This window comes from Rubneribacter badeniensis (genome assembly GCF_002899695.1).
Classification (GTDB): domain Bacteria; phylum Actinomycetota; class Coriobacteriia; order Coriobacteriales; family Eggerthellaceae; genus Rubneribacter; species Rubneribacter badeniensis.
On the sequence record NZ_PPEL01000074.1, the window covers coordinates 1 to 18,225 of the forward strand.

Here is an 18,225-nt window from a genome sequence, read left to right on the forward strand (position 1 = left end):
AAAGTACTGCGGGGCAGCCCGCGGGAGGACAGGGCGTCGCGCTCGCGGAGGGCGCTTTTCTGCTCCGAGGGGCGCTCGCCCCCGGCCGGGGGACGGCCGGGGGCGAGCGCCTTTTTCGCGCGGGGGGCTCGGGGCCCCGTGTGGATTCTGCACCTCCTCCGAAAGAGCGCCTTTGGAAAGGTATACTGGATAAGGAGCGGTTTCGCTCCTTCTTCAGTTAGAGGTATTCCTGAGAACGGAGGCGCGATCTGGTGAGTGAGAAGACGCAAGGTGCAAAGAGCATTGCCGAAGAGGCTTTCGGCAATGAACGTAAGTTCAAACAGTTGATCGATGCCCTTTCGGGGCCGTCACGGCGCGATCGCCAGAATGCTGCCGCTGCCCTTGCCTTTTTCTCGAAAGATCATCCCGATCTCATGACGTCGCACGCCGGGGCTCTGGTGGATGCGCTCAACCGTCCCGAAGCGCAGACGCGATGGGAATGCCTCGATATCCTCACTTTGCTCGTCGATTACGATTCTCGTGCGTGTGACAAGGCGATACCGGGTGCGGAAACCGCGCTGTTCGACGAGGGGAGCGGGCCGCTCCGCTTGGCGGCATTGCGGTTTCTCTGCAAGCTGGGTTCGACGACGGAGGCCCGATCTGAGCGGGTGTGGCCGCTCATCGATGAGGCCATTCAGTGCTATCATGGCGATCTCGAGTTTTCCGACATGCTCTCCGCGGTAACGGACTTTTCTATCGGGAACTTGTCCCTTCAGGTGAAGAAGGAGCTTGCTGCCCGCATGGCGTTCGACGCCTCGAATGGCCGGGGAGCGCTCAAACGGCGCGCTCGGCAAATTCTCGACAACGTAAATGAGAGTTGATGCGAACGTGCGCCTTGCGAATGCGGGACGCTTGGTTGGTAGGTGCTTGGAGACGAGAATGAGGGGAATGCGATGACGAACAAGACGAATCGTTTCGCCGCCCTGCTGGACGTGCAGGGGAAGAAGTATCGGTATTATCCCGTGTCGACTGTTGCTGGCTCGGAGACGCTGCCCTATGCGCTAACCGTGCTGTTGGAAAACGTGCTGCGCAATGCCGAAAGCGACGATGCTGCCGAGGAGTTGGCCGCGCGGGTCGTGGCCGCCGGACGTGCGGGTGAGGTGGGTAGCGAGATCGAGTTCTCACCCGCTCGCGTGTTGTTCCAGGATTTCACGGGCGTTCCGGTGTTCGTGGACTTCGCGGTCATGCGCGAGGCGTGCGCAAAGCTGGGGGGCGATCCGACGAAGATCAACCCGCAGATTCCGTGCGATCTCGTGATTGACCATTCGGTGATCGCCGACGAAGCGGGGTGCGCCGGGGCGCTTGCGCGCAACATGGAGCTTGAGTTCTCGCGCAATCGCGAGCGCTACGAGTTCTTGAAGTGGGCGCAGCAGAGCTTCGACAACGTGCGCATCGTCCCGCCGGGAGCGGGCATCTGCCATCAGCTGAACATCGAGCAGTTCGCTCACGTCGCGATGACTTCTGACGCTGCGGGGATCGAGCGTGCGGAGGGCGAGCCGCCCGTCGCCTACTTCGACACGCTCGTGGGCACGGACAGCCACACGCCCACGGCGAACGGCATCGGCGTGCTGGGCTGGGGCGTGGGCGGCATCGAGGCCGAGGCCGCGGCGCTCGGCCAGCCCATCACGACCCTCGTGCCTCGCGTCGTGGGCGTGCGTCTTGTGGGCGCGCTTGCCGACGGCGTGTGCGCTATGGACGTGGCGCTGACGTTCGCGCAGACGCTGCGCGCGAAGGGCGTGGTGGGTTCGTTCGTGGAATGCTTCGGGCCGGGGCTCGCTTCCTTAAGCGCCACGCAGCGCGCGTGCATCGCGAACATGACGCCGGAATACGGCAGCACCTGCACGCTGTTCCCGGTGGACGAGCAGACGCTGGCGTATCTGCGCCTGACGGGGCGCACCGCCGAGCAGGTGGCGCTTGCGGAGGCGTATGCGAAGGCGCAGGGTTTCTGGAACGACCCCGAAGCGCCCGAACGCACCTATGCGGAGGTGATCGAGCTCGACTTGGGTTCGGTGGAGCGCTCGCTTGCCGGCCCGTCGCGCCCGCACGACCGCATTCCGCTTTCGGGCGCGCGCGATCGCTTCCTTGCGGTGTGCGCCGAGCGCGGGCTTGACGGAGACAAGCGCGTGTCGGTGGAGGTCGGCGGCGAGGCGCGCGAGATCGGCCATGGTGCGATCGCTATCGCGGCGGTGACGAGCTGCACGACGGCCACCGATCCGCGCATGATGCTGGCGTGCGGCCTCGTGGCGCAGAAAGCCGCCGCAGCGGGGCTTTCCCCCAAGCCGTGGGTGAAGACCATCCTCGCGCCGGGCAGCAAGGCCACCGAGCTTTTGCTGGAGCGGGCGGGGCTCATGGAGGGTTTGCGCTCCCTGGGCTTTCACACGTGCGGTTTCGGGTGCATGAGCTGCATCGGCAATTCGGGACCCGTGGCGGGGGCGCTGCATGACGTGGCGGACGAGATCGAGCTGGCTAGCGTGCTGTCGGGCAACCGCAACTTCGAAGGGCGCATCTCGCCCGACGTGTCGCAGAACTACCTGGCTGCGCCCGCGCTCGTGATCGCCTACGCGTTGGCGGGCACGATGGACGTGGATCTGTTGCACGACGCGCTCGGCACGCGCGCAGACGGCACGCCGGTGCATCTGGCCGACATCTGGCCGACCGATGCGGAGATCGACGCGCTCATGGCGTCGTGCGTGAACGAATCGTTGTACGCAGACGGCACGCGCGGCCTGTACGACGGCGATGCGGCGTGGCAAGAGCTGGGCAGCGAGCCCACCGACACGTTCGCTTGGGACGAGGCGTCCACCTACGTGAGGCGCGCGCCGTACTTCGACGGCATGACCCGCGAGCTGTCGGCGCCCGCACCCGTGGAAAGCGCTTACGCGCTGGCGCGCCTCGGGGACTTCATCACGACCGACCACATCTCGCCGGCGGGCTCCATCGCGCCCGATTCGCCGGCGGCGCGCTACCTTGAGGAGCGCGGCGTGGCTCCGGCCGACTTCAACACCTACGGCGCGCGCCGCGGCAACCACGAGGTGATGATGCGCGGCACGTTCGCCAACGTGAAGCTGCAGAATGTGCTGGCTGATGGGAGGAAGGGCGGCTGGACGCGCGATTTCCTCACTGGCGAGGTGCGGCCGCTGTTCGACGCGGCCATGGGCTACGAGGCCGCGGGCGCGTCCTTGGTGGTGGTGGCCGGCAAGATGTACGGCAGCGGCTCCTCGCGCGACTGGGCGGCGAAGGGGCCGGCGCTTCTGGGCGTGCGCGCGGCGTTCGCGGAGAGCTTCGAGCGCATCCACCGCAGCAACCTCATCGGCATGGGCATCCTGCCGCTGCAGTTCCAGGAGGGCGAGAGCGCCGAGACGCTCGGCCTTGACGGGACGGAGCGCTACACGGTGGCGCCCATCGACTTCTCGGCTGGCCTTCCCGAGCCGCGCGTGGTGGGCGTAACGGCTGAGCGCGCCGACGGCACGACGGTGGCGTTCGAGGCGACGGTGCGCGTGGACACGCCGACAGAGGGCCGCTACTATGCAAACGGCGGCATTCTGCCGTTCGTGCTGCGGCAGCTTCTGTGATGTCTTCGATCTCGCCGGGGCGCGATCATGCGGCGTGCGCCCGCGCAATTGTAAAGACAAGGTAACGAGAGCGCCCGACTGCGATGAGCGGTCGGGCGCTTTGGTGTATAGTGGATGCTTTCAGTATACGAGATTCGGGGAAAGGGATGCCGTGAAACAGACATCCGGGCTCGATGCGCTTTTGGAGGCGCTCAAGCAATCGGGCATGAACGTCGAGGGAGGCTTTGGCGGCCAAGGAGGGACGGGCGGCGGCTCGCCGTTTGGTGGAGGTCGCGGAGCTCGCGGAGGCGACGGAGACGGGGGGTCGCGCCCTCCGCACGTGAACGTGGAGGTTCCTTTTGCGGACCGCATGGCGGCATGGGGCAAGAAGGCCCTCATCATAGCCGCCATTGTCATCGTCATCATCGGCTTGGCGGCGTATTGGTGGTTCCATCCGCCCATCAACATCCACAGCACGGACACGTGGATGTTCGTGGCCGTGTTCATTCTACTGCCGCTGTTTTTGGTGTTCTGGGGCAAATCGCGCGCCTACGAGACGGGTACGAGCAAGGTTGATCCGAGCCCGGGCAAGTCCAAGGCGTTCAAGATCGCGTCGTACGTGCCGGTGCTCGTGGCGCTGGTGGGAGTCGTCGGCGCTGTCGCGTCGCTGTCGATCTTCCCCGGCAACGCCGAAAAGTACGCCAACGTGCTGCAGACGTCCACCGACGATTTCGCCACCGACATCCAGGAGGTGAACTACTCGGAGATCCCGGTCATCGACCGCGATTCGGCCATCCTGCTGGGCAACCGCGAGATGGGCTCCATCCCCGAGTACGTGAGCCAATTCGAGATATCTCCGCTGTACAGCCAGATCAACTACCAGCAGGAACCGGTGCGCGTGAGCCCCTTGGGCTACGCCGACCTGTTCAAGTGGTTCACGAACCGCGAGGGCGGCATCCCGGCGTATTCGCTGGTGAACATGACGACGCAGGACGCGGAGATCGTGCGCCTCGACGACAACCCCATCTACTATTCGGAGTCCGAGCCGCTCGCGCGCAACATCGACCGGCATGTGCAGCTGAAGTACCCCTTCTACATGTTCGATCAGAAGTCGTTCGAGATCGACGATGACGGCCATCCGTGGTGGATCTGCCCGGTGCAGACCCGCACGATCGGCCTGTTCGGCGGCACCACCATCGAGCGCGTGGTCATGGTGGACGCCACCACGGGCGAGTGCCAGGACCTTGCCATCGAGGACGTGCCGCAGTGGGTGGACCATGCCTATCCCACCGACCTTCTGCTTGAGCAGTATAACTGGTCGGGCAAGTACAAGGACGGCTGGCTGAACTCGTTCTTGGGCCAGCAGGGCGTGGTGCAGACCACGCCGGGCACCGACGGCAACCAGGGCTACAACTACATCGCCAAGGACGACGACGTGTGGGTGTACACGGGCGTGACCTCGGCGACGGCTGACAAGTCCATCGTGGGCTTCGTGCTCATCAACCAGCGCACAGCCGAGTCGCACTTCTATTCGGTGGCGGGCGCCACCGAGGAATCGGCCATGCAGTCTGCCGAGGGCCAGGTGCAGAACCTGCGCTACCAGGCCACCTTCCCGCTGCTCATCAACGTGTCGGGGCAGCCGACGTACTTCATGGCGCTGAAGGACGACGCGGGCTTGGTGAAGCAGTTCGCGATGATCGACATCCAGCGCTACCAGAACGTGGCTGTGGGCGACACGGTGGCAGACTGCCAGAAAGCCTATCAGGCGCTGCTTGCCACCAATGGCGTGGTGGCCGAAAGCGGGGATGCGGCCAACGTGGGCGTGCTTGAGAAGGTGGGCACGATCAGAAACATCGCTCAAGCGGTGGTGGAAGGCAACTCCCACTTCTATGTGACGCTAGACGAGGACGAGGGCATTTACGACTTCGCGTTGCCGGGTCTCATCGAAATCGTGGGGTACAAAGAGGGCGACACCATCTCGTTCACGTACGTGGAGGCCGATCCGACGAATCCGGTGGAGGAGATACTCGGCGGCGATGCGCAGGGCGCTTCCGGTGCCGAAGGGTCGCCGGGTGCTGCGGATGCGAATGGCGAGCAGGCGGCAGTGCCGGACGGCGAAGGGGCGGCGGGCGCGGTGGCTGTCGAAGCCGAGGCGTCTGGCGATGCTCAAGGAGACGCGGCGTAAGGTTTTGCGGGGAGAGGGCGGCCTCTCCCCGTTTTTATGTGCGAACACCGCGAACGTACGTGGACCCTCCCGTTTCTCCTGCTTTTCGAAGGTGAAGTGCCTTTTCGAGACGGGGTGCTTGACAAGCGGCGAAGCGGGGCTAAAATAGAGGGGCTGCTTTTCAAAAGCGGCGTTATGCAGGATTGTTCCGCTGCCCAAGACAGCAGGTACCGATGAGGTTTAATCGCGAAGGATCGCGGCCCGCCGAGGTGGTTGCAAAGTTTCGCGCTTTGGCGACCCTCGCTGTCTTTGCGGACGGCGAGGGTTGTTCCTTTTCTCAGGCGACGATCCCACCCGCGAGGGGCGGAACCCGAGTTTGAGAAGAAGGAGGTGTACCGCATGCCCAATGTGAAGAACCAAGAAACGCTGGTCAAGATCAAGGAAGATCTCGATGGCATTTCTGCCATGTGGGTCGTGGATTACCGCGGCCTGACGGTGAAGGAAGTTCAGGCGCTGCGCGCCAACATCCGCGAGGCTCAGGGCAGCATGAAGGTGTACAAGAACACGCTCATGCACATTGCTCTCAAGGAGCTGGGGCTGCCGACGCTCGACAGCATGTTGGAGGGGCCGAGCGCGTTCGTGTTCGCTGGCTCCGATGTGGCTGCCGCTGCGAAGGTTGTGAAGAACTTCGCCAAGGACAACGACAACTTGCAGATCAAGGGCGGTCTGATGGAGGGCGCAGAGGTTTCTGCCGCCGAGGTGGAGGCCATCGCTTCCCTGCCGTCCCGCGAGGAGCTGCTGGCTCAGATTGCCGGCGCCATCTCCGGCGTTGCTCGCGGTCTGGCCGTTGCGCTCAACGGCGTGCCGCGCGGTTTGGCTCAGGTTACGAAAGCCGTGGCCGACCAGAAGGAAGCTGCCTAAGCGCAGCATGGGCGGCGTAAGGTGCGCCGCCTGACAGATGAGACAACATGGCTGGGAAGTCCCAGCCGCTTTGAAAGGAAACGAACATGGCTGTTACGCGTGAAGAGATCATCGAGGCTCTGAAGGAGATGTCGCTGCTCGAGGCTTCCGAGCTGGTGAAGGACATCGAGGAGACGTTTGGCGTGTCCGCCGCCGCCCCGGTGGCCGTGGCCGCCGCTCCGGCTGCTGGCGACGGTGCCGCCGCTGCTGAGGAGAAGTCCGAGTTCGACGTGGTGCTCGAGGGCTTCGGCGACAACAAGATCGCCGTCATCAAGGTGGTCCGCGAGATCACGGGCTTGGGCCTGAAGGAGGCCAAGGAGGCCGTCGAGGGTGCGCCGAAGGCCATCCAGGAGGGCGTTGCCAAGGACAAGGCCGAGGAGATCAAGGCGAAGCTGGAAGAGGCCGGCGCCGCCGTCACCCTCAAGTAACCGTCTTTCTTCGCGAGAGACGATCATGTTGGAAAGGGGGCCCTGCGGGGCCTCCTTTTCTGTGCCGACCGCAAGCGAGGGCGGCGATGCTCGAGGGGCTGACGAATAGCTGACAGAACGGCAACGGAACGTCGGAGCGCGTGCGGACGCGCTTATAGTGGACGAACAGGAACCGAGGAAAAGAAGGTCGCCATGCAAACAGGGTATTTCAGCGCGGCTTGGCGCGATGTCAAGAATTCGCCAGGGTGGCTCGGCAAGGTGGCCATTCTTGGGCTTGTCGGTTTGGTTCCGGTGTTCGGGCAGATCGTCGCATACGGGTATTTGTTCGGATGGGCGCGCGACATCTCCTGGGGCGTTCACGCTCCGCTTCCCCCGCGCATTTTCGGAAACGAAGACGGCGCGCTGTATCGGCGCGGGTTCTTCGCGTTCGTGATCGTTTTCGTGTGCTCGCTCATGCCTTGGGCGCTTGGGATGGTGTGGGGCGTGCTGACCGGGCTTGGCGCGTTCTGGTCCGCTCGCGGTGGATTCGCGGTGGCGTTCGGTCCGGCGATGATGATGCTGTGGCTACTGTTCGCGGCGGCTGTGGTGCTGTCGCTGCTCTTTTCCTGGGTGGGCACGATGCGCATGAGCATCTACGGGCGCTTGGCTCCCGGTTTTCAGTTCGGGCGGATCTGGGCCATGATGCGGCGCGATTTCGGTGGGCTTCTGCGCATCTTGGGAATGGCGGTTTTTCTGATGGTGGCGACGGGCGTTGTCGTGTGGGCTGCGACGCTTGCAATCACGCTCGCAGGAGCCCTTGCGGGCGTGGTTATCGGAACGCCTGTGGTGAGCACGAACAATCCCTTCGTGCTTATGGCGACGGTTCCGGGTTTGGTTGCACTCGTGATGATCCTCGTTGTGGCGTGCGCTGCGCTCTCGACGGCGGCAGGGGCGTTCTCGATGGCTCTGATCGCTCGCGCCTTGGGGTATTGGACGCGCCAGTTCGATGTGCCGTCATGGCATGGGCAGGATGATCCGATGCCGTTCGAGATGACGGGAGGTCCTTGTCCGGCGCAGACCCCGCCGTCAAATCGCGGGTGACGCGGGCCGTTTGAGGGCCGCTCGCACTTGCGATGTTGCCGACGGGCTATGTCGTCGGAGGGCCATTTCGGGATTAGGTCGGCTCGACTGATGAGGTGTTTTCAAACCGCCGAGCGCGCTTGCTCGGCGGTTCGTCGTGCAGGACGCGGTTTGGTTCGGGATGAAGGGAGTCGCGATGGAGCTTGGGACGCTGCCGGAGTGGTTCACGGCATGTGCGGAAGTGCTGGCCGTCTGTACGGCGCTTTTCCTGCCTCGTTACACCGCGTTTCGCGAGAGGCGAGCCAGCTACGAGCGCATGCATCGCGTCCTCGCCGGCCTACTGAATGAGCTCATGCGCGATCTTGGCGACGCGGAGGCTGGCGCGGGGGTCGACCCTTCGAAGCTTGAGAGCGCCGAGGAGCTGGGGCTGTACCTGAAGGCGTCGTACTTCGCTTTGAGCAGCCCGCGCGAAATCGCGCTGCGCGATGAGGCCGAGGGGATATATCGGGCTTTGCTGAAACCGGGAGCGGATGTTGCGGCGCTTCGTCGCGAAGTGGCTGCTTTGTAGGCGGGGGCGTTGCGTCCTTCTCATGGGCCTGGAGTCTGCGGACGAGAACGTGCGGGAGGGTGTGTCGCATCCGTTGCATTATGCTCGTCAGAAGCGAGGCGGTGCGCCCGTAGGCTCGCGGACGCGCTGGGAAAAGCGCTCGAGCGGAGGGGCGGCCGACCTGTGGGCGTGGGCGCGCGGTGGGGTTTTCGTTCGGACGGCGCGCCGCTCGCGCGGACGGGCGCGCGATGCCGTATCGTGGTGGGACATGGTCGAACGCAGACGAGGGAAGGACGGCATCCGTGGCGCAGGGGTTTCTGCCGACGACGCGTCGGGAGATGGAGGAGCGCGGTTGGGATCGGGTGGATTTTGCGTACGTGTCGGGCGACGCGTACGTCGACCATCCCTCGTTCGGAACTGCCATTATCACGCGGCTTTTAGAGGCGCACGGCTACCGCGTGGGCGTGATCGCGCAGCCCGACTGGAACGATCCGGCGTCGGTTGCGGAGTTCGGCGAGCCGCGTCTGGCGTTCCTCGTCTCGGCCGGCAACATGGACTCGATGGTGAACCACTACACGGTGGCGAAGAAGCGCCGCCGCGCCGATGCGTACTCGCCGGGCGGTAAGGCGGCGCTGCGGCCGAACCACGCAGCCGTGGTGTATGCCAACCTCATCCGCCGCACCTTCAAGCAAGCGCCCATTGTGTTGGGCGGCATCGAGGCGAGCTTGCGTCGACTTGCTCATTACGACTATTGGTCCGACAAGATCAAGCGCTCCATCCTGCTGGATTCCGGCGCCGATCTCGTGAGCTTCGGCATGGGCGAGCGCTCCATCGTGGAGATCGCCGACGCGTTGAACGCGGGGCTGTCCATCGCGGACCTCACGTTCATCGACGGCACCGTGTACCGGACGCGCTCGCTCGAGCACGTCTACGACGCGGTGATGCTGCCTTCGTTCGACGAGCTGTCGGCCGACAAGCTCGCCTATGCGCGCAGCTTCGCCGTGCAGTACGCCAACAGCGATCCTTTCACGGGCAAGCGCCTCGTGGAGCCGTACTCCGACCACGAGTTCGTCGTGCAGAACCCGCCCGCCGCGCCGCTTTCGCAAGCCGAGATGGACGCGGTGTACCGGCTGCCGTATACGCGGGCGTACCATCCGCGCTACGAGGTCGCAGGTGGCGTGCCGGCCCTCAAGGAGGTCAAGTTCAGCCTGACGAGCAATCGGGGCTGCTTCGGCGAGTGCTCGTTTTGCGCGCTCACGTTCCATCAGGGGCGCATCGTGCAGACGCGCAGCCACGATTCGATCGTGGAGGAGGCGCGGGCCTTGATCGCCGACCCAGATTTCAAAGGCTACCTTCACGACGTGGGAGGCCCGACGGCGAACTTCCGCGCACCCGCGTGCCCCAAGCAGATGGAGCATGGCGCGTGCCGCAACAAGCGCTGCCTCGCGCCCGAGCCGTGCGCGCGCCTCGTGGCCGACCATAGCGACTACCTGGCCCTTCTGCGCCGCTTGCGGAACCTTCCGGGCGTGAAGAAGGTGTTCGTGCGCTCGGGCGTCCGCTTCGATTATGTGCTGGCCGACCGCGCCCACGGCGACGAGTTTTTGCGCGAGCTGGTGGAGCACCATGTGAGCGGCCAGCTGAAGGTTGCGCCCGAGCACGTGTCCGACGCGGTGCTGGCCGTGATGGGCAAGCCGCAGCGCCGCGTGTACGAGCGTTTCTGCGAGCGGTACGCGCGCGAGAACGAGCGGCTGGGCAAGAGGCAGTACCTTGTGCCGTACCTGATGTCGTCGCATCCGGGCTCGACGCTTGACGAGGCCGTCGAATTGGCCGAATACTGCCGCGACCTCGGCTATATGCCCGAGCAGGTGCAGGATTTCTATCCTACGCCAGGCAGCATGTCCACGGCCATGTACTGCACGGGCGTGGATCCGCGCACGATGGAGCCGGTGCACGTGCCGAGAAGTCCGCACGAGAAGGCGCTTCAGCGCGCGCTCATCCAGTACCGCGACCCGAAAAACCGCGAGCTGGTTTTGGAGGCGCTGCGGAAAGCGGGACGCATGGACCTTGTGGGGTTCGGTCCGAAGTGCCTTGTGCGGCCTGAGGGCGGGCACGGCAACGGTCGGGCAAAGGGGAGCCGCAAAGGCACGGACGCGAAGGGCGGCGCGCGATCAGCGAAGAAGGGCGGCGGCAAGGGTGCGGCTTCTTGTCGGGCTGCGCAGTCGGCGAAGGGGGCTGCCGATGCGGCGCGGAGCGCGAAGGGCCGTTCGGGCGCGCTGGCGGCGGGCAAAAACCGGCGTGCCGGAGATGTCCGGAACGGTGGACGGCATGCGAATCCGTCGGCTGCGTCGGGGGCTGCGGGCGGTCGCTCGGGAAGAGCCAGAGGCCGTCGTCGGGATTGAGGCCGCGTGAGGACGTGCTTTGTGGCACAATGGGAAAGGTCGTCTCGGGTGTTTCGAGGTAGGGCGGCCGTGCCGTGATGAAACTCGACAGAGAAGGTGATGCTTCGCATGGGCGAGACGAAATCCGTGCCCACCATGGGGGTTGAGGACAGCCCCGACGCCATCTACGACGCCCGCACGCTTGGAGCGCCCAAGATGGCGGTGTTCGGCCTCCAGCATATGTTCGCGATGTTCGGCGCCACCATCTTGGTGCCGACGCTGACCGGGCTGTCCGTGTCGGCGACGCTTCTGTTCGCCGGCCTGGGCACGCTCTTGTTCCATTTCGCGTCCAAAGGCAAAGTGCCGGCGTTTCTGGGATCGTCGTTCGCGTTCATCGCGGGCTATGCGGCCATCGCGCCGAACGGCGAGGCCGACCTTCTGCCGTACGCCTGTCTGGGCGTGGCGTGCGCGGGGCTTTTGTACCTCGTGTTGGCGGCGCTGTTCCGCGTGTTCGGCCCAACGCGCGTCATGCGCTTCTTCCCGCCGGTGGTTACGGGGCCTATCGTAATCTCCATCGGCCTTATCTTGGCGAGTTCGGCCATCGAGAACGCCTCGACGAACTGGCTTGTCGCGCTCGTTGCCGTCGTCATCATTGTGGCGGCCAACATCTGGGGCAAGGGCATGGTGAAGATCGTCCCCATTCTGTTGGGCGTGGTGGGATCGTATGCGGTGGCGGCGGCTGTGGGAGAGGTGGACTTCAGCGGAGTGGCCGAGGCGGCATGGATCGGCCTGCCGGTGGCGTGGAATGACACGGCGCTTTCCGTGTTCGGGCCGAACTTCGACGCAGGGTTGGCCATCACGGCCGTCATCACCATCGTGCCGCTCGCGTTCGCCACGATGATCGAGCACATCGGCAACGTGTCGGCCATCAGCTCCACCTGCAACCGCAACTACATTTCCGAGCCGGGTCTGCACCGCACGCTGTTGGGCGACGGTTTGGCCACCATCCTTGCGGCGCTGTTCGGTGCGCCGGCCAACACGACGTACGGCGAAAACACGGGCGTGCTGGCGCTGACCCGCGTGTTCGACCCGCGCGTCGTGCGCATAGCGGCGCTGTTCGCCATCGCCTTGTCGTTCTGCCCGAAGTTCGCGGCTGTCATCGCCGCCATGCCGTCGTGCGTGATCGGCGGGGTGTCGCTTGTGCTGTACGGGATGATCTCGGCGGTGGGCATCCGCAACCTCGTGGAGAACCGCGTGGACTTCACAAAGAGCCGCAACGTGCTGATCGCGGCGTTGGTTTTGGTGCTGTCGCTGGGTATTGCGTACAGTGCCGCCGGGGCCATCGTGATCGTGGTGGGAGGAATTTCCGTTTCGCTGTCGGGGTTGGCCGTGGGGTCGATCGCGGGCATCGCGCTCAACATCGCGCTGCCGGGGCACGAGTACGTGTTCGGCGAGGCTGGAGGCAGTGATGCCGAAGGGCCGCTGCCGCTCGAAGGGAATTTGGAGGACGTTGAGGAGATGGCCGCGCGCGGATAGGCGCGCGGTCCGAACTGCGGACTCGGACCGCGTTCAGACGGGCTGCCTCGAATCCGCTGAGCGACGCGCCCCCTCCCCTCGAACCTCAGTTTGGCGGGGAGGGGACGGGGCGCGAGCGCAATGTCTCGTTTGGTTCGGGAGATATTTTTCGAATTGCGCAAGCGACAGGGGGAGCGACACTCTTCCGCATGCTTTTCCACCTGCGAAAACGTTTGTCAAGAGGGATAGATACGCCCGGATGCGTGGCGTTTGACAACGCCAAGTGCGGATGGTAGAGTTCTCGTTCGCGTCCTTTGAGGATGCTTGTTTTTGCGTGCGCATCAGCTGAGCGCACACGAAAACGCCGAACACGCAAGAGGTAGAAGGAGAGAAACTTTGGCTACCGTTAACCAGCTGATCCGCAAGGGTCGCAAGGAGTCGGTCAAGAAGAAGAAGACCCCCGCGCTCAAGGGCAACCCGCAGAAGCGCGGCGTGTGCACCCGCGTGTACACGACCACGCCGAAGAAGCCGAACTCGGCTTTGCGCAAGGTGTGCCGCGTGCGTCTCGTCAACGGCATGGAGGTGACCGCCTACATTCCGGGCATCGGCCACAACCTGCAGGAGCACTCGATGGTGCTCATCCGCGGCGGCCGCGTGAGGGACCTCCCTGGTGTGCGCTACAAGGTCATCCGCGCTGCGCTCGACTGTGCCGCCGTGGACAACCGCAAGCAGGCTCGCAGCCGCTACGGCGCCAAGCGCCCGAAATAAGTAACCGTTAAGTCGCGCGGGCCGCAGCCGCCATCGCCCAAAGGGGGCGCGGGCGGGGCCTAATGGGCAGGAGGAAAGCCGCCCGGAAGCGCGCAGGAGCAAGAAGGAGTATTACATGCCGCGTCGTGCAGCAGCAGTCCGCCGCGAAGTGCAGCCGGACGCCCAGTACAACAATCGCCTCGTCACGCAGCTGATCAACAAGATCCTGCTCGACGGCAAGAAGTCCGTGGCCGAGAACATCGTCTACGGCGCGTTCGCCATCATCGAGGAGAAGACCGGCGGCGACCCGCTGGCCGTCTTCAAGAAGGCCATGGACAACGTGCGCCCCACGCTCGAAGTCAAGCCGAAGCGCGTTGGCGGAGCCACCTACCAGGTGCCGATGGAGGTCAACTCCCGTCGCGCCACCACGCTCGCGATCCGCTGGATCGTCGACTTCTCGCGCAAGCGCAAGGAGCACACGATGAAGCAGCGCCTCGCTGCCGAGATCATGGACGCCGCCGAGAACACGGGCGCGTCGGTGAAGAAGCGCGAGGATCTGTACAAGATGGCCGAGTCGAACCGTGCGTTCTCGCACTACCGCTTCTAAAGGAGGACTCGCCTCATGGCAAAGATCGACCTGAAGGATACGCGCAACATCGGCATCATGGCCCACATCGACGCGGGAAAGACGACGACGACCGAGCGCATCCTCTACTACACGGGCAAGACCCACAAGATCGGCGAGGTGCACGACGGTGCCGCGACGATGGACTGGATGGTGCAGGAGCAGGAGCGCGGCGTGACCATCACCGCCGCCGCCACCACGTGCTTCTGGAAGTACCCCGGCGGCGCTGCCGACGGCAAGGAGTACCGCTTCCAGATCATCGACACGCCCGGCCACGTTGACTTCACGGCCGAGGTCGAGCGCAGCTTGCGCGTGCTCGACGGTGCGGTCGCGGTGTTCGACGCCGTCGCCGGCGTGCAGCCGCAGTCCGAGACGGTGTGGCGCCAGGCCAGCCGCTACGGCGTGCCGCGCATCGCCTACATCAACAAGTACGACCGTGTGGGCGCCGACTTCTTCCGCGCGATCGAGACGATGAAGGACCGCCTGGGCGCGCCGGCCGTGGCCGTGCAGATGCCCATGGGCGCCGAGGACGGCTTCTGGGGCGTCATCGACCTCGTCACCATGACGGCCTGGGACTTCAAGGCCGACGAGAAGGGCATGACGTATCCCGAGGCCATGGACGCCATTCCGGCCGAGTTCGCCGACGAGGCCGAGCTGCACCGCCAGGAGCTGCTCGAGGCTGCCGCCGACTGTGACGACGCGCTCATGGAGAAGGTGCTCATGGAGGAGGAGGTGACGGTCGAGGAGTTGAAGGCCGCCATCCGCAAGGGCACCATCGCCTGCGAGATTCATCCCGTGTTCGTGGGCTCGTCCTACAAGAACAAAGGCGTGCAGGAGCTGCTTGACGGCGTGGTGGACTACATGCCCTCGCCGATCGACATCCCCGCCATCAAGGGCACGAACCCCGACACGGGCGAGGAAGACGAGCGCCGCGCCGACTTCAAGGAGCCGTTCAGCGCGCTCGCGTTCAAGATCATGACCGATCCGTTCGTGGGCAAGCTGACCTACCTGCGCGTGTACTCGGGCAAGCTCGAGTCCGGCTCGTACGTGGTGAACGCCTCGAAGGACAAGAAGGAGCGCATCGGGCGCCTTCTGCAGATGCACTCGAACCAGCGCGTGGACATCGACGGCTGCGCCGCGGGCGACATCGTCGCGGTCGTGGGCCTGAAGGACACCTCCACCGGCGACACGCTGTGCGACGCCGACCATCCGATCATCCTCGAGTCCATGGAGTTCGCCGAGCCGGTTATCGACATCGCCGTCGAGCCGAAGACGAAGGCCGAGCAGGACAAGATGGGCATCGCGCTGCAGAAGCTCGCCGAGGAGGATCCGACGTTCCGCGTGTCCACCAACCAGGAGACGGGCCAGACCATCATCGCCGGCATGGGCGAGCTGCACCTCGAGATCATCGTCGACCGCCTTCTGCGCGAGTTCAAGGTGGAGGCGAACGTGGGCAAGCCGCAGGTCGCCTATCGCGAGACGGCCACGAAGCCGGTTATGAACGCCGAGGGCAAGTTCGTGCGCCAGTCCGGCGGTCGCGGCCAGTACGGTCATGCGATCATCAACATGTATCCGCAGGAGCCGGGCAAGGGCTACGAGTTCGAGAACAAGATCGTGGGCGGCGTCGTGCCGAAGGAGTACATCACGCCCATCGACAAGGGCATCCAGGAGGCGCTGAACTCCGGCGTGCTCGCGGGCTACCCGGTCGTCGACATCAAGGTCGAGCTCATCGACGGCTCGTACCACGAGGTGGACTCGTCCGAGGCGGCGTTCAAGGTGGCCGGCTCCATGGCCATCAAGGACGCGCTCAAGAAGGGCTCCTCGGTCATCCTCGAGCCGATGATGGCCGTCGAGGTGGAGACGCCCGAGGAGTACATGGGCGACGTCATGGGCAACCTCTCCAGCCGTCGCGGCCAGATCCAGGGCATGGGCGACCGCGGCAACGCCAAGACCATCAAGGCGAAGGTTCCGCTGTCCGAGATGTTCGGCTACGCCACCGACCTGCGTTCCACGACGCAGGGCCGCGCTTCGTACACGATGCAGTTCGATAGCTACGAGGCTGTGCCGAAGAACGTGGCGGAGGAAATTATCAGCAAGGCCGGCGGCAACGCCTAAGGCGTGCGCGCGAGCATTATTGGAGGTAAGGTAAGTGGCTAATCAGAAGATTCGCATCCGTCTCAAGGGTTACGACCATGAGATCGTGGACCAGTCCACGAAGCTTATCGTCGACACCGCCCAGAAGACGGGCGCCAAAGTGTCCGGTCCCATTCCGCTGCCGACGGAGCGCAACCTGTACTGCGTCGTCAAGGGCCCGCACGTCGACAAGGATTCGCGCGAGCAGTTCGAGATGCGCACGCACAAGCGCCTCATCGACATCTTGGAGCCCACGCCGAACACGGTGGACTCCCTGATGCGCCTCGATCTCCCTGCCGGCGTCGACATCGAGATCAAGCTGTAAGGGGGCATTGCGAACCATGATCAACGCAATCTACGGTAAGAAGATCGGCATGACCCAGATCTTCAACGAGGACGACCGCGTCGTTCCCGTGACGGTCATCCAGGCCGAGCCGAACAAGGTGTGCCAGGTGAAGACGAAGGCCACCGACGGCTACGAGGCCGTGCAGCTGGGCTTCGGCGCCATCAAGGAGAAGAAGGTCAACAAGCCCATGGCGGGCCATTTCGCCAAGCAGGGCACCCAGCCGGTGCGCTATCTGCGCGAGGTGCGCGTCGAGGACGCCTCCGAGTACAAGGTGGGCGACGAGCAGACGGTTGCCGCGTTCGCCGACGTGAAGAAGGTGGACGTCCAGGGCACGTCGAAGGGCAAGGGCTTCGCCGGCGTCATGAAGCGCTGGGGCTTCGGCGGCGGTCCGGGCGGCCATGGCGCGCACTTCCATCGCGCGCCCGGTTCGGTGGGCCAGTGCGCCACGCCGTCCCGCGTGTTCAAGGGCCTCAAGCTTCCGGGCCACATGGGCTGCGACACGGTGACCGTGAGGAACCTGGAAGTCGTCCGCATCGACGAGGAGCAGAACCTCATCCTCGTCAAGGGCGCGATCCCCGGCAGCAAGAACGGCATCGTCCGCGTCCGCATGGCGTAGCCGACGTAACCTCAAAGGAGCTTTCACATCATGACGACGATCGATATCAAAGACGTGAGCGGGAAGAAGGCCGGCTCTGCCGACCTGGCCCCCTCCGTGTTCGGCATCGAGCCGAACGTGCACGTCATGCACCACGTGGTTCGCGCGCAGCGCGCCTCGTGGCGTCAGGGCACGCATGACACCAAGACGCGCGGGCAGGTGCGCGGCGGCGGCAAGAAGCCGTGGCGCCAGAAGGGCACCGGCCGCGCCCGCCAGGGTTCCATCCGCTCTCCCCAGTGGACGGGCGGCGGCACCGTGTTCGGGCCGCATCCGCGCTCCTACGCGATGAAGGTGAACAACAAAGAGGTCAAGCTGGCCATGCGCTCGGCCCTGTCCGCCAAGCTGGCCGACGGCGAGCTGCACGTGGTCGACACGTTCCCCTTCGAGAAGCCCCGCACGAAGGACGCCGTGGCGTTCCTGAAGGCGTTCGGCCTTGAGGGCCGCACCACGGTGGTGGTGTGCGACGACGACGTGAACACCTACCTGTCGTTCCGCAACATCCCGAAGGTGAACATCCTGCCGGTCACGGAGGCGAACACCTACGAGCTTATCGACAACAAGGCGCTCGTGTTCACAGCCGACGCCCTCAAGCGCATCGAGGAGGTGCTCGCATAATGAAGGATCCCCGCGAGATCATCATCCGTCCCGTCATCACGGAGCACAGCTATGATCAGATGGAGAAGAACACCTACACCTTCGAGGTGGCCAAGGACGCCAACAAGATCGAGATCCGCCAGGCCATCGAGGCTATCTTCGATGTGACGGTGGTGAAGGTGAACACGCTGAACGTGAAGTCCAAGCCCAAGCGCGTGCGTTACCAGCTGGGCAGGACCCGCACGTGGAAGAAGGCGATGGTCACCCTCAAGGAAGGCGACACGATCGAGCTGTTCGCCAGCTAGGGTGCTTGCGCCGACGGCGTGAATGTTTGAAGGGCCTCGGACGGTTTTCCGTCCGGGGCCCTTTTTGCGTTATGGAGTAGTGGCGTTGTCGTTGTGCGGGCTTTCGGGTGTGCGCCTTCGGGCGTGCGTTGGTGCGCTGGGCGCGATGAGCGGCGGGGGCGGGCGCGGCGCGCGGGGAG

General features: G+C 64.7%; 16 protein-coding genes and 1 other annotated feature. All 16 genes read left to right on the forward strand.

The genetic code is table 11. The features are described 5' to 3' along the window. Positions 1-251 precede the first annotated feature (251 nt). The 16 genes from C2L80_RS10510 (at position 252) to rplW (ending at position 18,046) form a co-directional block, all read left to right on the forward strand. Positions 252-860, forward strand: a complete 609-nt coding sequence (locus C2L80_RS10510; RefSeq protein ID WP_087196734.1) for a HEAT repeat domain-containing protein — start codon at positions 252-254, stop codon at positions 858-860. A 72-nt stretch (positions 861-932) separates the two neighbouring features. Beyond that, entirely contained in the window at positions 933-3,611 is a 2,679-nt protein-coding gene (gene acnA, locus C2L80_RS10515; protein ID WP_103263179.1) for an aconitate hydratase AcnA, read from the forward strand. Positions 3,612-3,762: 151 nt separating this feature from the next. Further along, positions 3,763-5,775 carry a Tat pathway signal sequence gene (locus tag C2L80_RS10520; protein WP_103263180.1) on the forward strand — a complete coding sequence of 671 codons (2,013 nt, stop codon included), beginning with the start codon at positions 3,763-3,765 and terminating at the stop codon, positions 5,773-5,775. A 175-nt stretch (positions 5,776-5,950) separates the two neighbouring features. Continuing rightward, positions 5,951-6,094, forward strand: a sequence feature (ribosomal protein L10 leader region). Between the two features lie 59 nt (positions 6,095-6,153). Then, the gene (gene rplJ, locus C2L80_RS10525; RefSeq protein WP_092197348.1) at positions 6,154-6,675 is read left to right on the forward strand and encodes a 50S ribosomal protein L10; all 522 of its coding nucleotides are present in this window, start codon (positions 6,154-6,156) and stop codon (positions 6,673-6,675) included. 86 nt (positions 6,676-6,761) lie between these two features. After that, positions 6,762-7,142, forward strand: coding sequence for a 50S ribosomal protein L7/L12 (gene rplL, locus C2L80_RS10530; RefSeq protein WP_087196726.1), 381 nt, complete (start codon positions 6,762-6,764; stop codon positions 7,140-7,142). A 192-nt stretch (positions 7,143-7,334) separates the two neighbouring features. Beyond that, positions 7,335-8,222, forward strand: coding sequence for a DUF4013 domain-containing protein (locus C2L80_RS10535; protein ID WP_092197346.1), 888 nt, complete (start codon positions 7,335-7,337; stop codon positions 8,220-8,222). 175 nt (positions 8,223-8,397) lie between these two features. After that, positions 8,398-8,769: a transcriptional regulator gene (locus C2L80_RS10540; protein ID WP_092197344.1), complete on the forward strand. Its 372-nt coding sequence runs from the start codon at positions 8,398-8,400 to the stop codon at positions 8,767-8,769. Between the two features lie 281 nt (positions 8,770-9,050). Next, entirely contained in the window at positions 9,051-11,147 is a 2,097-nt protein-coding gene (locus C2L80_RS10545; protein WP_103263181.1) for a YgiQ family radical SAM protein, read from the forward strand. Between the two features lie 108 nt (positions 11,148-11,255). Then, complete coding sequence (locus C2L80_RS10550; RefSeq protein ID WP_103263182.1) at positions 11,256-12,662, forward strand: uracil-xanthine permease family protein; 1,407 nt, start codon at positions 11,256-11,258, stop codon at positions 12,660-12,662. A 375-nt stretch (positions 12,663-13,037) separates the two neighbouring features. Next, a complete protein-coding gene (rpsL, locus tag C2L80_RS10555; RefSeq protein WP_087195046.1) occupies positions 13,038-13,409 on the forward strand; it encodes a 30S ribosomal protein S12 in 372 nt (123 codons plus the stop codon). Positions 13,410-13,524: 115 nt separating this feature from the next. Further along, entirely contained in the window at positions 13,525-13,995 is a 471-nt protein-coding gene (gene rpsG / locus C2L80_RS10560; protein WP_087195045.1) for a 30S ribosomal protein S7, read from the forward strand. Positions 13,996-14,010: 15 nt separating this feature from the next. After that, positions 14,011-16,128 carry an elongation factor G gene (gene fusA, locus C2L80_RS10565; protein ID WP_092197340.1) on the forward strand — a complete coding sequence of 706 codons (2,118 nt, stop codon included), beginning with the start codon at positions 14,011-14,013 and terminating at the stop codon, positions 16,126-16,128. A gap of 34 nt (positions 16,129-16,162) precedes the next feature. Then, positions 16,163-16,471, forward strand: coding sequence for a 30S ribosomal protein S10 (gene rpsJ, locus C2L80_RS10570; protein ID WP_009304899.1), 309 nt, complete (start codon positions 16,163-16,165; stop codon positions 16,469-16,471). Between the two features lie 16 nt (positions 16,472-16,487). Beyond that, entirely contained in the window at positions 16,488-17,108 is a 621-nt protein-coding gene (gene rplC / locus C2L80_RS10575; protein WP_087196717.1) for a 50S ribosomal protein L3, read from the forward strand. A gap of 30 nt (positions 17,109-17,138) precedes the next feature. Further along, positions 17,139-17,762: a 50S ribosomal protein L4 gene (rplD, locus tag C2L80_RS10580; RefSeq protein WP_087195042.1), complete on the forward strand. Its 624-nt coding sequence runs from the start codon at positions 17,139-17,141 to the stop codon at positions 17,760-17,762. Beyond that, positions 17,762-18,046, forward strand: a complete 285-nt coding sequence (rplW, locus tag C2L80_RS10585; protein ID WP_087195041.1) for a 50S ribosomal protein L23 — start codon at positions 17,762-17,764, stop codon at positions 18,044-18,046. Before rplD ends, rplW begins: the two co-directional genes overlap by 1 nt. Positions 18,047-18,225 lie beyond the last annotated feature (179 nt).